Below are 14,965 nucleotides of genomic sequence, written 5' to 3' on the forward strand. Positions count from 1 at the left end.
TATGGGAATCCGGATCGCGTTCAGTATGCCGCCCACCCACAGGAGGCCGGCCGCTTGCGTATGATTTGCCGCTCTTCGCCTACATGACCATCCCCGCTTCATTTATCCAGGAACTCATCGCGCGCGCCGATGTGGTCGAGATCGTCGGCCGCTATGTGCCGCTCAAGAAGGCCGGCGCCAATTTCATGGGGCTGTGCCCCTTTCACGGCGAGAAATCCCCCTCTTTTTCCGTCAGCCCGACCAAGCAGTTCTATCACTGCTTCGGCTGCGGGGTGCACGGCAACGCCATCGGCTTTCTCATGGAGCACGCGGGCATGGGCTTCGTCGAGGCGGTGCACGATCTCGCCGGCCAATACGGCCTGCAGGTGCCCGAAGACGACGCCTCCCCCGCCGAGCGCGCCCGCGCCGCCAGCCAGCGCCAGAAGCAGGCCACGCTGACCGACGTGCTCGAAAAAGCCGGCGAGTCGTACCGCAAGTCGCTGCGGCAGGCGCCCGGTGCCATCGAGTACCTCAAGGGCCGGGGCGTCTCCGGCGAAGTGGCCAAGCAGTTCGGCATCGGCTATGCGCCCGCGGGCTGGCGGGCGCTGGCCAGCGTGTTCCCCGACTACGACGATCCGCTGCTCGCCGAGAGCGGCCTCGTGATCGTGAACACCGAAGACGGCCAACTCGAGGCCAGCGAGGCCAAGCGCTACGACCGCTTCCGCGACCGCGTGATGTTCCCGATCCGCAACGTCAAGGGCGAATGCATCGGTTTCGGCGGGCGGGTGCTCGGCGACGAAAAACCCAAGTACCTGAACTCGCCCGAAACGCCCGTGTTCAGCAAGGGCCGCGAGCTCTACGGCCTCTACGAGGCGCGCGCCGCCTTCCGCGACCGCGGCTACGCGCTGGTCACCGAGGGCTACATGGACGTGGTCGCCCTCGCGCAACTCGGCTTTCCGAACGCAGTGGCCACGCTCGGCACCGCCTGCACGACCGAGCATGTGCAGAAGCTCTTCCGTTTCACCGAATCGGTGGTTTTCAGCTTCGACGGCGACGCCGCCGGCCGCCGCGCCGCGCGCAAGGCGCTCGACGGCGCCCTGCCCTATGCCACCGACGTGCGCAGCATCAAGTTCTTGTTCCTGCCTGCCGAGCACGATCCCGACAGCTTCATCCGCGAACACGGCGCCGAGGCTTTCGCCCGCTTCGTGGCCGAGGCCACGCCGCTGTCGCGCTTCATGCTCGAAGCCGCCCGCGAAGGCTGCGACTTGACCACCGCCGAAGGCCGGGCTCACATGACCAGCAACGTGCGCCCGCTCTGGAGTGCGATGCCGGACGGCGCGCTCAAGCGGCAGTTGCTGAGCGAGATCGCCACGCTGGTGCAGCTCGACGCGGCAGCACTTTCGGACCTGTGGGCCTCCACGCCCGGCCCGCGCAAGGTGGCGGCCCCGCCCGCACCGCGCCATAGCGAATCGGCAGACGACGACGGCGGCTACCCGGACATGCCGCCGCCCATGGAATACGAGGCGCCGCGCTACGAAAGCGATAGCAAACCGCGCAAATTCGTCAAGGGTAAGCGCTGGGGTGGCAAGTTCGAAGAACCCATCGAGCCACTGCGCGGACGCGGCAAGCCGCCAAGCCGGCCCGACGTGGCGGTGCGGCTGCTGCTGTCGAACATGGCGCAGTGGGACGCGCTCTCGCACGAGTTGCATCTCATGCTGTGCGACCTGCCCGGCTTGCATGGGGCGCTCTTCACCTGGCTCGACAGCCAGTTGCACGAGCACGGTGTGCAACCCTGGGCGGCGCTCCGCGAAGGCATGCGAGGGCTGGATTTCGAGGCGCTGGCCGAGCGGCTCATGAGCGTCGCCGATGCGGCGCCGGTGCCCGAGGGCGAAGAGGAACAGCATTTGGCCGACGCGGCCAAGGAGCTTTCCAGCGTGCTCGATTTCATGCTGGACGACCGCCTCAAGGCTCAGCAGAGCGAAGCGATCGCTGCGGTCGGGAAAGACCCGAAAGCGCTGGAGCGCTACAAGGCGCTCGAAGCTCGGCGGTTGGAATTACGCAACCGCCTGAGTCCGCGCGGTTCAGAAACTGCTTGAAATTTGTGCAATACGCTATAATGTAGGGCTTCGCAACTGGCGAAATCAGACAAGAGCGACAGCAGCACCTCCGGGCCGACCCCTAGCGCAACGCACTCCAACGGTAAATTCCGGCGGAAAGGGTCAATAACCGCAAGGACTGCACACCAAATGTTCGCCCGACATCTTGTCTGCCGAGGAATTTAATTCCTCGTTCCCAATTGTTTTATGTCCGTGCCTGTGCGCGGGCCGTGGTGGCGCTGCCTGAATAGCAGTGCGCCTGTGATTTCCGCTTGTCCATTCTTGTCGTAACGAGGTCGTATGCCCAGTTCAAAGAAGCCTGCTATTTCACTCGCCAAAAGCGTCGCCAAAAAGCCTGTAGCAGAGAAACCGTTGAAAGCCGGCACGACGCCGGCATCTAAGACGGGTGCCGCCGCGTCCAAATCGGCATCCGCAACGAAAGTGAAAACCGTGCCCACGAAAACGACCACCCTCGACGATCCCAAGAAAGTCGCCGCTCCCGCCGCCAAAAAAGTCGGCCGTCCCCCCAAGGCTGCCGGCGCCGCCGCACCTGCCACCGGCGCCAAGCGCGGCCGCAAGCCCAAGGCCGGCAACGACGCGCCCGAGAGCGATGTCGACCTGTCGGACATCGAGGAAGACCTGGCCGGTGACGAGCCGGCGGTTGCCACGACCACCGAAGAGAAGGTCAAGCCGCTGCGCATGAAGATCAGCAAGGCGAAGGAACGCGCCTTGATGAAGGAGTTCGGCCTCGACGAGACCGTGCTCTCCGAAGAAGACCTGGCCAAGCGCCGCTCGCGCCTGAAGACCCTGATCACGCTGGGCAAGACCCGCGGCTACCTCACGCACGGCGAAATCTCCGATCACTTGCCCGACAAGCTGGTCGACGCCGAGACCATGGAAGTCGTGGTCACCATGCTCAACGACATGGGCGTGGCGGTGTACGAGCAAACGCCCGACGCCGAAACCCTGCTGCTGAACAACACCGCGCCCACCGCCACCACGGTGGAAGAAGCCGAGGAAGAAGCCGAAGCGGCCCTGTCCACGGTGGACAGCGAATTCGGCCGCACCACCGACCCGGTCCGCATGTACATGCGCGAAATGGGCACGGTCGAGCTGCTGACGCGCGAAGGCGAAATCGAAATCGCCAAGCGCATCGAAGGCGGCCTGATGGCCATGATGGAAGCCATCTCGGCCTCCCCCGCCACCATCGCCGAAATCCTGCGCCTGGCCAATGAAATCCGCGAAGGCAAGGTCGTCATCTCGACCATCGTGGACGGCTTCTCGAACCCCAACGAGGCCGACGACTACGTGGCCGAAGAAGACTTCGACGAATTCGACGAAGAAGACGACGACGACGGCAAGGGCGGCTCCAAGGCCCTCACCAAGAAGCTCGAAGAACTCAAGCGCGACGCGCTCGAGCGCTTCGACCGCATCGCCGGCATGTTCGAGAAAGTCCACAAGATCTACGACAAGGAAGGCTACGGCACGCCCGCGTACGTCAAGGCCCAGGAGGCCCTGTCCGAAGAGCTGATGACCATCCGCTTCACGGCCAAGACCATCGAGAAGCTGTGCGACTTGGTGCGCACGCAGGTGGACGACGTGCGCAAGAAGGAACGCGAACTGCGCCGCATCATCGTGGACAAGTGCGGCTTCCCGCAGGACGAGTTCATCCGCGACTTCAGCGGCTACGACAAGAACGGCAATCGCATCGCGTCGAACCTCCTGAACCTGAAGTGGGTCGAGAAGCAGGCCGCAGCCGGCAAGCCCTGGAGTGCCGTGCTCGCGCGCAACATTCCGCCGGTGCAGGAACTGCAGCAGCGCCTGGCCGACATCCAGTCGCGCGTGGTGGTGCCGCTCACGCAGTTGAAGGACATCAACAAGCGCATGAACGAAGGCGAATCGTCTTCGCGCGATGCCAAGAAGGAAATGATCGAGGCCAACCTGCGCCTCGTGATCTCTATTGCCAAGAAGTACACCAACCGCGGCCTGCAGTTCCTCGACCTGATCCAGGAAGGCAACATCGGCCTCATGAAGGCGGTCGACAAGTTCGAATACCGTCGCGGCTACAAATTCTCGACGTACGCGACGTGGTGGATTCGCCAGGCGATCACCCGCTCGATCGCCGACCAGGCGCGCACCATCCGTATTCCGGTGCACATGATCGAGACGATCAACAAGATGAACCGCATCTCGCGCCAGCACTTGCAGGAGTTCGGCTTCGAGCCCGACGCCGGCATCCTGGCCGCCAAGATGGAGATCCCGGAAGACAAGATCCGCAAGATCATGAAGATCGCGAAAGAGCCGATCTCGATGGAAACCCCCATCGGCGACGACGACGATTCGCACCTGGGCGACTTCATCGAGGACAGCAGCAACACGGCGCCCATCGAAGCCGCAATGCAGGCGGGCCTCCGCGATGTGGTCAAGGACATCCTCGACTCGCTCACGCCGCGCGAAGCCAAGGTGCTGCGCATGCGCTTCGGCATCGAGATGTCGACCGACCACACGCTGGAAGAAGTCGGCAAGCAGTTCGACGTGACCCGCGAGCGCATCCGTCAGATCGAAGCCAAGGCGCTGCGCAAGCTCAAGCACCCGTCGCGTTCGGACAAGCTGCGCAGCTTCATCGATACGCTCTGATGAGCCAACGGCTTTGTCTGGCAGCAATGCCGGACGGGCTCAAAAAAAGGCCCGGAACCGCACATGCGGTTCCGGGCCTTTTTTTTGGCCGATGCGTCGTTCGTTCTCAGAGCGCCGCGAGCCCCTCCACCAGCGCTTCCCGGTTCAGCTTGCGCTGCTCGCCGCGCGACCACGAGAAGATGTCGTAGCCGTTGCTGTAGAGCACCGTGCCGTCCGGCGCGAGATCGAAGTGCGCCACGTGCGAGGCGACCACGCGCGGGCTTGCGCGGCGGCCTTCCTGCGCGATCAACTGCCACGAGCCCGGCACGAGATTGCCTGCGTACTGCGGGTCGTTGCGCACCTTTGAGAGTTCGATCATCCGGCCGTGCAGCCAGAGCTGGCCCAGGTCCTGGTCGAGCTCTGGGGTGCGCGGCCCGCCGGCCGAACGCAGCGGCTCCTTGCCGTAGATCATCGAGAAGAAGTTGAGATACCCGAAGACCGCCTTGCCCAGGCGCAGCGGCATCATCAGCGTGTCTTTCACCGCGCCGCCCGCACGCTCGTGGGCGGGCTTTTCCACCGGGCGACGGATGGCGTAGAGCGTTCCGTCGGCCGCGATGCGCGGGGCGATGAAATCCCATTCGGGGTCGTCCAGCAGGCTGTCCATCTGCGCGCTCTTGTAGTCGAGCCAGTTCACCGTCGAATGCGCCATCGCGACGACGCCGCCGTGGGTTGGATGCCGCGCCACGCCGCACGACTGATAAACCAGCGTCGAGGCCGAGCCCGGCATCACGGCCGGCGCAGCGTCCAAGCTGTCGCCGCCGGTGATCGCGCCCTTGGCGTTGCCCTCTTCGTCGAACACCTCCAGTTGCGCGGTGCCGTCGGGCAAGCCGACGGCCAGCACGAGGTGGCGAGTCTCGGGCACGTAGGTGAGGCCGAGCACCGGCGTTTGTTGCCGGTGGAAGAGCCGGATCTCGCGCTTGTCGTCGAGTTCGTAGCGGAAAAGACCGATGCTGCGTCCCACCGTCAGCACGTAATAGATGCTGCGCGGCCCGCCGCGGCAGACGTGCAGGAAACGCGCCGGCGCCATCGCCCCGCCCGGCCCGCCGCGGCCCCAGAGCGATGCGCCCGAGAGCATGCCGGTGGACTCCTCGCGCTCCGCGTGCTTCCATGACGTGGTGCGGCGGCTGTCGGCCTCGCGCTGGAGCAGTTCGCGCGCAAATGGCGATTCGATCTGCACCGGCGGGGCATCGCCGCTGCGCAGCCAGAGTTCGCCGCGGGTGATCGACAGGAATTCCGAAATCATCTTTTCCCTCCTTCTTCTTCAACGCATGCAGGCGCGCAGTTTAGTGGCCGGCCGGCGCCAGCAGCCCTTCGGCGCGTCTGCTACGCTCGCACTCTTTCGGTGCGTACCTCGCGCGCCATTCTTCTCTCCCATCACGACATGAATCCCGACGCCGACAAACTCTGGCAGGCCCCGCGTTGGGCGCTGGCCGTCCTGCTGGCGGTGCTCGGCATGCTCGGGCCCTTTTCCATCGACACCTACATCCCGGCCTTCTCGGGCATCGCGCAATCCATCGGCGCGACGCCCGCCGAGATGCAGCAGACGCTCTCGGCCTACCTCTTCGGCTTTGCGTTCATGAACCTGTTCCACGGGGCGCTCTCGGACAGTTTCGGCCGCCGGCCCGTGGTGCTGTGGGGCCTTGCGGTGTTCACCATCGCCTCGCTGGGCTGCGCGCTGTCGCAGACCATCACGCAGCTCGTGCTGTTCCGCGGGCTGCAGGGGCTGTCGACCGGCGCGGGCATCGTGGTCTCGCGCGCGGTGATCCGCGACATGTTCCCGCCCGCCGAGGCGCAGCGGGTGATGAGCCAGGTGACGATCTACTTCGGCGTGGCGCCGGCCATCGCGCCGATCATCGGCGGCTTCCTGTTCGTGCATGCGGGCTGGCACGCGGTGTTCTGGTTCCTCGTGGCCGTGGGCGTGGTGCTGTTCGTCGCCAACTACAAGCTGCTGCCCGAGACGCTGCACGCCTCGCACCGCCAGTCGTTCCATGTGCGCCACCTGATGCACGGCTACTGGGACCTGTGCTCCGATCCGCGCTTCCTGCTGCTCGCGCTCGCGAGCGGCGTGCCGTTCAACGGCATGTTCCTCTACGTGCTGGCCGCGCCCGCGTTCCTCGGCGACCACCTCGCGTTGCAGCCGCAGCAGTTCTTCTGGTTCTTCCTTCTGACCATCGGCGGCATCATGCTCGGCGCGCGCGCCAGCGGCCGCATGGCCGGCAAGGTCACGCCCAAGCGCCAGATCCGCGACGGCTTCCTCATCATGCTGGTGACCTCGGTGGTCAACGTGGGGGCCAACTTCTTCTTCGACGCGCACGTGGCCTGGGCGCTGTGGCCGCTCGCGGTGTTCGCCTTCGGCTGGGCGCTGATGGTGCCGGTGGTCACGCTGCTCGTGCTCGACCTGCACCCCGAGCGCCGCGGCATGGCCTCGTCGCTGCAGGCGGTGATCGGTTCGACCGCCAACGGCGTCGTCGCTGGCGCGATCGCGCCGCTGGTGATGCACTCCACGCTGGCGCTTGCGGTCACCTCCACGCTGATGCTCGCCATCGGCCTGGTCGCCTGGGTCTGGCTGCACGGGCGCTGGCCGGAGATCGGGCGCAGCCTCGCCAACGAAACCTGAGAAGGTGTGAACGAATCCGCCATGCCCGCTCATCCCGCCCAGACACACCCGCTCGGCGTTGCAAATGCTCGCCATAGCCCGAGCTATGGCTGCGCTTTGCGCCTTGATCGGGCGCGCCTGGGCGGGCTGCTCGGGCACGCCGAATTCATTCACACCTTCTGAAAGGAACGTCTCGATGCGGCTCTCCGCAGTCCTGACCTACGCGCGCGCCTGGCTGCCAGGCCGCACCACCGTCGACATGCGCGAGCGCCTGCGCGCCGTGTGCGGCGCGGCCATCGGCCTCTTCGTCACCGCGGTGCTGTGCCGCTGGCTGGCCGGACCGCTGGGCAGCGCGGTGTGGCTGATCGCGCCGCTGGGTGCGAGCGCCGTGCTGGTGTTCGCGGTGCCTGCGAGCCCGCTCGCGCAACCCTGGCCAGTGATCGGCGGCAACACGCTGTCGGCCGTGGTCGGCATCGCGAGCGTGAGCTTCATTCCCGATCCGGCCCTCGCCGCCGCCATCGCGGTGGCCGGCGCCATCGGCGTGATGTTCTTCGCGCGCTGCCTGCATCCACCGGGCGGCGCGGCTGCGCTGCTCGCGGTGCTCACGCACACCACGCATTTCTCGTCGGCGCTCTTTCCGTTCTTCACCAATTCGCTGCTGCTGGTGCTGGCCGGCGTGGCCTACAACTCGCTCACCGGCCGGCGCTATCCGCATGTGCAGGTGGCGCAGCCGCCGCGCGCGGACGCCCGCTTCAGCCAGGCCGACATCGACGCGGTGCTGGCCCGCTACAACCAGGTGCTGGACATCAGCCGCGACGACCTCGAATCGCTGATCCAGCAGACCGAGCTCGAGTCATACAAGCGGCGCCTGGGCACGCTCGATTGCGGCGACATCATGTCGCCCAACCCGATCTCGGTGGAGTTCGGCACACCGCTGCAGGAGGCCTGGGCGCTGATGCACGAGAAGCGCATCAAGGCGCTGCCGGTGACCGACCGCACGCGCCGCGTGGTGGGCATCGTCACGCAGGCCGACTTCTTCCGGCAGCTCGACCTGCAGCACCACGAGGGCATTGCGGGCCGGCTGCGCGACCTCATCCGCGCGACGCGCACCGTGGTGTCGAACAAGCCCGAGGTGGTCGGCCAGATCATGACGCGCCAGGTGCGCGTGGCCAGCGCCGAGCGGCCGGTGGTCGACCTCGTGCCGCTTTTTTCCGAAGGCGGCCACCACCATATCCCCATCATCGACGGTGAAAAGCGCCTCACCGGCATGATCACGCAGTCCGATTTCGTGCGCGCCCTCTACCGTGCCGTGCGGCCGGAAAACTGAAACCTCTTTTTTGTTTTCACCAAGGAGCGCACATGGCCTGGGTCGTATTGCTGGTGGCGGGTCTGCTTGAAATGGGATGGGCCATCGGCCTCAAGTACACCGAAGGATTCACGAAGTTCTGGCCCTCGGTCGGCACCGTGATCTCGATGATCCTCAGCATCGTGCTGCTGGGCTGGGCGATGCGCTCGCTGCCCGTGGGCACGGCCTACGCGGTGTGGACCGGCATCGGCGCCGTGGGCACGGTGATCCTGGGCATCGTGCTGTTCCACGAGCCGGCCAATGCGGCGCGGCTCGCGTGCGTGGGGTTGATCGTGGCGGGCATCCTCGGGCTCAAGCTCACGAGCCCTGCGTGAATCCGCTGGCTTATTCCAGCACCACGTTCGCCTTCTTCACGAGCGCCGCATAGCGCGCGGCCTCGCTGCGGAAATAGCTCGCAGCCTCTTCGGCCGAGGTGGGCTTGATGACGTTGCCCTGCTTGTCCATCGCCTCGCGCACCTCGGCCGTGGTGAAGGCGGCCACCACGGCGTCGTGCACGCGCTTGATGTCGGCGGCCTGCATCTTCGGTGGGCCGATCACCGCGAACCAGCCTTCGACCACGTAGTTCGGCAAGCCCTGCTCCGCGATCGTCGGGATGTCCGGCGCGGCCGGCGAGCGTGCCGGCCCGCAGACGCCGATGGCACGCAGCGCGCCGCTCTTGATGTGCTGCTGCACCGCAGGCAGCGCGACCACGCCGATCTCGACCTGCCCCGCCATCATGTCGGTCACCATCGGGCCGGTGCCTTTGTACGGAATGTGGCGCGCCTTCACGCCGGCCTCGTCCATGAACATCTCGCCGGCCAAGTGGATGATGGTGCCGTTGCCCGACGAGGCGTAGTTGTAGCCCTCGGGCTTGGCGCGCAGCAGCGCCACGAGCTCCTTCACGTTCTTGGCGGGCAGCTTCGGATTCACCATCAGCACCAGCGGCGTCGCGCCCACCACGCTGATCGGCGTGATGTCGTTGATCGCGTCGAACGGCATCTTCTTGAACACGCTCGGGTTGATCACATGGTTGTTCGACACCATGCCCAGCGTGAGCCCGTCGGGCGCCGCCTTGACGATGGCCGCGGTGCCGGTGATGCCACCCGCGCCCGGCATGTTCTCGATCACCACCGGCTGGCCGAAGGCCTTGCCGAGCGCCACCGAGGCGGCGCGCACGATGTTGTCCACGCCCGAGCCGGCGCTGATCGGCAGGATGAAGCGGATCGGTTTGTCGGAGCCCTGCGCGAGCGCGGGGAATGCGGCGAGCGCCGCGGCGCCAGCGCCCAAGCTCAGCATCGCGCGGCGGTTCATCGGAAAAAGGTTCGGGGTCATGGTCTTGTCTCTCGTATTGTTTTTGATGAAGCTATCAGGCGATGGCCGCGTCGGCCTGCATCGCCGCGATCTGCGCGCCTTCGTAGCCCAGTTCGGCCAGCAGCTCGCGCGTGTGTTCGCCCAGCGTCGGCGGATGCAATCGCACGCCCAGGCGCTCGCCGCCGAGCGTGATCGGGAACAGCGTGGTCTGCGCCATCTCGCCGGCGCGCTCGCCGTCGGGCAGGCGGATGTCCGCCAGGCCGCCGGTGGCCTTCAGGTGCGGATCGGCATACAGGTCCTCGGGCCGTGTGATCGGTGCGAACGGCAAGCCACGCGCCTCGAAGATCGCCGACAGCTCGGCCGCCGAACGGTCGGCGAGCCGGGCGCGCAGGTCGGCCAGCAGCGTGGGTCGCAGGCGCACGCGGTCGTTGTTCGTGCGCAAGGCCGGGTCGGCCTTGAGGTCGTCGAAGCCCAGCGCGTCGCAGAACACCGTCCATTGCGCGTCGCTCACCGCGGCCAGGAAGATCTGCTCGCCGTCCTTCACGGTGAACACGTCGTACAGCGCCCAGGCCGAGATGCGCTCGGGCATCGGCGCGGCCGCCTGCCCCGTGATCGCGTACTGCAGCATGTGCTGGCCGACCAGGAACACGTTGTTCTCGAACAGCGCCGACTGCACCTCCTGCCCCTTGCCCGTTTCGGCGCGCTGCATCAGCGCGGCGATGGCGCCGATGGCGCCGAACATGCCGCCCATGATGTCGTTCACGCTCGTGCCCGCGCGCAGCGGATCGCCGGGGCGCCCCGTCATGTAGGCAAGACCGCCCATCATCTGCACCACCTCGTCGAGCGCGGTGCGGTGCTCGTAGGGGCCGGGCAAAAAACCCGTGTGGTTCACGTACACAAGCCGCGGATTGAGCTTGCCGAGCGCGGCGTAGCCCAGGCCGTACTTGTCCATCGTGCCGGGGCGGAAGTTCTGCGCCACCACGTCGGCGGTGGCGCACAGGCGCAGCGCCGCCTCGAGCCCCTGCGGATTGCGCAGGTCGAGCGCGATGCTCTTCTTGTTGCGGTTGAACATCGGGAAGAAGCCCGCGCCCGCGCCCAGCAGGTGCCGCGTGCGGTCGCCGTCGATCGGCTCGACCTTGATCACTTCCGCGCCCAGGTCCGCGAGGACCATGCCGCAGGTCGGGCCCATCACCATGTGCGTGAACTCGACCACACGCGGATGCCGGTGAGCGGCAGGCGTTTTTCTTCCGTGCTCATGCCGCGACGCCTTCCGCAGGTGCAAAGGTCTTCGGGAAACCCGCGCGCCACACCGTGCCCTGCAGCGTCTCGCCGTCGAGCCAGCCGGCCACGCGTTCTCTCAGGTCGAGCAGCTTCGGCAGGTCGACGCCGGTGGCGACGCCCATGCTCTCGAGCATGAAGACGAGATCTTCGGTATCGACGTTGCCGCTCGCGCCCGGCGCATGCGGGCAGCCGCCGATGCCGGCCAGGCAGGCGTCGAAGCGCGTGATGCCGACCTCCAGCGCCGCGTAGACATTGGCGAGCCCGAGGCCGCGCGTGTCGTGGAAATGGCCGCACCAGAGCCGGTCGCCCGCGATGCGCAGCGCGCGTTCGAACAGACTGCGCACCATCGCCGGATCGGCATAGCCCACCGTGTCCGCAAGGCTCACGCGGTCGGCGCCAGCGTCGAGCAGCGCCTGCATCAGGCGCAGCACTTCGTCGGGGTCGACATGACCCTGGATCGTGCAGCCGAACGCGGTGCCCACGCCGCCGTCGATCAGCGTCTTCGAGCCCGCCGCATCGCGCGCGGCGCGCATGCGGCCGACTTCGGCCACCACCTCGTCGGGTGTCTTGCGCAGGTTGGCGAGGCTGTGCGCGTGGCTCGCCGAGAGCGGCACCATCATCAGATCGGCCTCGCCCGCGATGGCACGCTCCGCACCCTTGAGGTTGGGCACGAGCACCGAGGCGAAAAGGCCCGGCAGCGTCTTGGCATACGCCAGCAATTCGGCCGTGTCCGCCAGCTGCGGCAGCAGGTGCGCCGGCACGAAGGAGCCCACTTCGATCTCGCGCTGGCCGGCCGCGTGCGCATCGCGGATCCATTCGAGCTTGCGTGCGGTGGGCAGCACGCGGGCGATGCTCTGGAGCCCGTCGCGCAGGCCCGCTTCGCGAATGACCGCGCGCGGCGGCAGGAAAGCGTGAATCAAGTTTTGTCTCCGTCGTGAGGGGTACGGCGCCGATGTTAGAAGTTCCGATTTGGTCCAGAATGTATATTTTGGAAGCCAATTGCTTCCCAAACGGAACACCACAAACACCATGAGAGACCTCGACCTGACCACCCTGCGGCTCTTCGTCGCCGTCTGCGAAACCCGCAGCATCGCGCGCGCCGGCGAGCAGGCCAGCATCGTCGGCTCGGCGATCAGCAAGCGCCTCGCGCAGCTGGAAGACACGGTCGGCACGCCCTTGCTGCTGCGCAAGCGACGCGGCGTGGTGCCGACGCCGGCCGGCGAAACGCTGCTCGAACACGCCCGCGCCATGCTCGGCAGCGCCCACCGCATCGAGCGCGACATGGCGGCCTACGCCGGCGGTGCGCGCGGGCATGTGCGCATCCTGGCCTCGGCCTCGGTGATGGCGGAATCGCTGGCCGAGGACGTGGCCGGTTTCCTTCAGGACCCCGCGCACCGCAACATCCGCGTCGACATGGAAGAGCGCGTGAGCCCCGAGATCGTTCGCGGCATCCGCGAGGGCATCGCATCCATCGGCCTGTGCTGGGACGCGGCCGATCTTGAGGGCTTGGAGCGGCGCGACTACCGCTCGGACCACCTGGCGATCGTTGCCCACCCGTCGCACCCCGTCGCCCGCCACGACGCGGTGCGCTTCGAGCAGGTGCTCGACCACGAATTCGTCGGCATGCCCGCGCTGAGCGCCGTGCAGCTGATGCTCGCGCGCGAGGCGGCCGTGGCCGGCAAGCCGCTGGTGTACCGCGTGCTGGTGTCCAACTTCGACGCGGCGCTGCGCGTGGTGCGCGCCGGGCTGGCCATCAGCGTGGTGCCGGCGGAAGTGGCGCGGCCTTTCGCCGATGCGTTCGGCCTGCGCCTGATGCCGCTCACCGACGACTGGGCGCGACGGCGCTTCGCGATCTGTTTCCGGGGCGAGGCGGCGCTGTCGCCCTCGGCGCAATTGCTGGTCACGCACCTCGAACGGTGCGCGACGGACCGCAAGGCAGACGCCTGATCTGACCGATAACAGAAACGATCCATTGCGGCGGCGGTGGTTTTTGTTTCGTTTTCCGCAACCTAACATCCGGTCTGTTCGCTGTCACCCTCATCCAACCGACCGAAAGACCGCCATGTTCCGCAGAGCCCTGATTTCCGCCGCCGCCCTTTCCGCCACCTTGGCGCTCGCGCCGCTGGCGGCCAACGCCGCCGGGCCGCTCAAGCTCGATGTCTACAACCCCGGCACCAAGTCGATGTTCCCGGTGTCGTCCGAGCTCGTCACCGGCCAGACCGATGCCGTGCTGATCGACGCCCAGTTCCAGCGCAACGACGCCGAGGCGCTGGTGCAGAAGATCAAGGCCAGCGGCAAGAAGCTCACCACCGTCTACATCAGCCACAGCGACCCCGACTACTACTTCGGCCTCGACGTGATCCAGACGGCGTTCCCCGACGCGAAGATCGTCGCGACGCCGCAGACCGTGGCCAAGATCCAGGCTTCCAAGGACGGCAAGCTCGCGTACTGGAGCCCGATCCTGAAAGAGAACGCGCCCAAGGCGCTGGTCGTGCCCCAGCCGCTGGCTGGCGACAGCATCGAACTCGAAGGCCAGAAGATCCAGATCGTCGGCCTCGACGGCCCCACGCCCGCGCGCACCTTCGCCTGGATTCCTTCGCTCAAGACGGTGGTCGGTGGCATTTCGGTGCTGGCCAACACCCATGTGTGGGTGGCCGACACGCAGACGCCGGAATCGCGCCGCGACTGGATCAAGACGCTGGGCCGCATCGAAGCCCTGCACCCCAAGGCCGTGGTGCCCGGCCACTATCTGCTGAATGCGGATGGCAGCACGCCCTATTCGCTCGCTTCGGTGAAGTTCACCCGCAGCTATCTGCAGGCCTTCGAGACCGAAGCAAAGAAGGCCAAGGACTCGGCCGCGCTCATCACCGCGATGAAGAAGCGCTACCCGAAGCTGGAAGGCGACTCGTCGCTCGAACTGAGCGCCAAGGTCATCAAGGGAGAAATGAAATGGCCGCAGTGAACGACGCCCCGAGCACGGCAGCCACGCTGCACTACATCTTCGATCCGATGTGCGGCTGGTGCTACGCGGTCGCACCGCTGGTCGAGGCGGCGCGCGACGTGCCTGGCCTCCAGGTCGAAATCCACGGCGGCGGCATGATGACCGGCGCCAACCGGCGCCCGATCAACACGCAATGGCGGGAGTACGTCAAGCCGCACGACCTGCGGATTGCCCAACTCACCGGCCAGCCTTTTGGCGAGCGCTACCTCGAAGGGCTGCTGCGCGACACCGGCGCGACGATGGACTCCGAACCGCCGACCACGGCGATCCTCGCGGCCGAAGCGCTGCGTGCGGGCGGCGGGCTGGACATGGCGCACCGCGTGCAGCAGGCGCACTACGTGGAAGGCCGCCGCATCGCGGATGTCGATGTGCTCAACGCGCTGGCGGTCGAACTCGGTTTCGATGCCGAGGCTTTCGCATCCGCGTTCGCGCGCTTGTCCGGCGAGGCGACCGCGCAGCACATCGCGGCGAGCCGCCAATTGCTCCAGCGCTCGGGCGGCCAGGGGTTTCCGACTTTCGTGCTGGCGCCAGCCGACGGCCCCGCAAGCCGTATCGACATCAGCCCGTGGTTCGGGCGCGCGGACGAATGGAAGGCGCAACTCGCCACCTTCGTCGCGCCACCGCAGGCCGCAGGAGCAGCACCCACCGCTTGCGGCCCCGACGGTTGCGCGATCTAGGCC

The 14,965-nt window shown here is 66.8% G+C and carries 11 protein-coding genes and 2 pseudogenes; 8 read left to right on the forward strand and 5 right to left on the reverse strand.

The genetic code is table 11. The features are described from left to right. The first annotated feature begins 83 nt into the window (after nt 1–83). Entirely contained in the window at nt 84–2,075 is a 1,992-nt protein-coding gene (gene dnaG, locus QFZ83_RS18840; protein ID WP_307508969.1) for a DNA primase, read from the forward strand. Nucleotides 2,076–2,257: 182 nt separating this feature from the next. On the opposite strand, the gene QFZ83_RS18845 is transcribed toward dnaG, so the two are convergent. After that, nucleotides 2,258–2,533 (reverse strand): hypothetical protein, encoded by a 276-nt coding sequence (locus QFZ83_RS18845; protein ID WP_307508972.1) that lies wholly within the window; start codon nt 2,531–2,533, stop codon nt 2,258–2,260. Between QFZ83_RS18845 and rpoD the strand changes: the two genes are divergently transcribed. Beyond that, on the forward strand, nt 2,526–4,712 hold the full coding sequence (gene rpoD / locus QFZ83_RS18850; RefSeq protein WP_307508975.1) for an RNA polymerase sigma factor RpoD: 2,187 nt from the start codon (nt 2,526–2,528) through the stop codon (nt 4,710–4,712). The two genes, QFZ83_RS18845 and rpoD, sit on opposite strands and share 8 nt — an antisense overlap. Before the next feature lie 106 nt (nt 4,713–4,818). On the opposite strand, the gene QFZ83_RS18855 is transcribed toward rpoD, so the two are convergent. Then, nucleotides 4,819–5,994 (reverse strand): hypothetical protein, encoded by a 1,176-nt coding sequence (locus QFZ83_RS18855; protein ID WP_307508978.1) that lies wholly within the window; start codon nt 5,992–5,994, stop codon nt 4,819–4,821. Between the two features lie 138 nt (nt 5,995–6,132). Here QFZ83_RS18855 and QFZ83_RS18860 point away from each other — a divergent pair, with 138 nt between their 5' ends. From QFZ83_RS18860 to sugE, 3 genes are all read left to right on the forward strand, one after another. Continuing rightward, nucleotides 6,133–7,368 (forward strand): multidrug effflux MFS transporter, encoded by a 1,236-nt coding sequence (locus QFZ83_RS18860; protein ID WP_307508981.1) that lies wholly within the window; start codon nt 6,133–6,135, stop codon nt 7,366–7,368. 175 nt (nt 7,369–7,543) lie between these two features. Further along, the gene (locus QFZ83_RS18865; protein ID WP_307508984.1) at nt 7,544–8,674 is read left to right on the forward strand and encodes an HPP family protein; all 1,131 of its coding nucleotides are present in this window, start codon (nt 7,544–7,546) and stop codon (nt 8,672–8,674) included. 32 nt (nt 8,675–8,706) lie between these two features. Then, the gene (sugE, locus tag QFZ83_RS18870; protein ID WP_198787642.1) at nt 8,707–9,027 is read left to right on the forward strand and encodes a quaternary ammonium compound efflux SMR transporter SugE; all 321 of its coding nucleotides are present in this window, start codon (nt 8,707–8,709) and stop codon (nt 9,025–9,027) included. Between the two features lie 10 nt (nt 9,028–9,037). Here the strand turns inward: sugE and QFZ83_RS18875 are convergent, their stop codons facing one another. The 3 genes and pseudogenes from QFZ83_RS18875 to QFZ83_RS18885 all read right to left on the reverse strand — a co-directional run bounded on the left by QFZ83_RS18875 (nt 9,038) and on the right by QFZ83_RS18885 (nt 12,204). After that, nucleotides 9,038–10,024 carry a tripartite tricarboxylate transporter substrate binding protein gene (locus tag QFZ83_RS18875; protein WP_307508986.1) on the reverse strand — a complete coding sequence of 329 codons (987 nt, stop codon included), beginning with the start codon at nt 10,022–10,024 and terminating at the stop codon, nt 9,038–9,040. 34 nt (nt 10,025–10,058) lie between these two features. After that, nucleotides 10,059–11,260, reverse strand: a pseudogene (locus QFZ83_RS18880) (CaiB/BaiF CoA transferase family protein). Further along, nucleotides 11,257–12,204, reverse strand: a complete 948-nt coding sequence (locus QFZ83_RS18885; RefSeq protein ID WP_307508989.1) for a hydroxymethylglutaryl-CoA lyase — start codon at nt 12,202–12,204, stop codon at nt 11,257–11,259. The pseudogene QFZ83_RS18880 and the gene QFZ83_RS18885 overlap by 4 nt, the downstream one beginning before the upstream one ends. A gap of 109 nt (nt 12,205–12,313) precedes the next feature. On the opposite strand from QFZ83_RS18885, the gene QFZ83_RS18890 reads away from it, so the two are divergent. The 3 genes and pseudogenes from QFZ83_RS18890 to QFZ83_RS18900 all read left to right on the forward strand — a co-directional run bounded on the left by QFZ83_RS18890 (nt 12,314) and on the right by QFZ83_RS18900 (nt 14,962). Continuing rightward, nucleotides 12,314–13,231 carry a LysR family transcriptional regulator gene (locus QFZ83_RS18890; protein ID WP_307508992.1) on the forward strand — a complete coding sequence of 306 codons (918 nt, stop codon included), beginning with the start codon at nt 12,314–12,316 and terminating at the stop codon, nt 13,229–13,231. Between the two features lie 115 nt (nt 13,232–13,346). Continuing rightward, nucleotides 13,347–14,240, forward strand: a pseudogene (locus QFZ83_RS18895) (MBL fold metallo-hydrolase); the annotation flags it as partial. Then, entirely contained in the window at nt 14,234–14,962 is a 729-nt protein-coding gene (locus QFZ83_RS18900) for a DsbA family protein (protein WP_307508993.1), read from the forward strand. The pseudogene QFZ83_RS18895 and the gene QFZ83_RS18900, both read left to right, overlap by 7 nt. Nucleotides 14,963–14,965 lie beyond the last annotated feature (3 nt).

The organism is Variovorax sp. W1I1 (assembly GCF_030815625.1).
Lineage (GTDB): Bacteria > Pseudomonadota > Gammaproteobacteria > Burkholderiales > Burkholderiaceae_C > Variovorax > Variovorax paradoxus_C.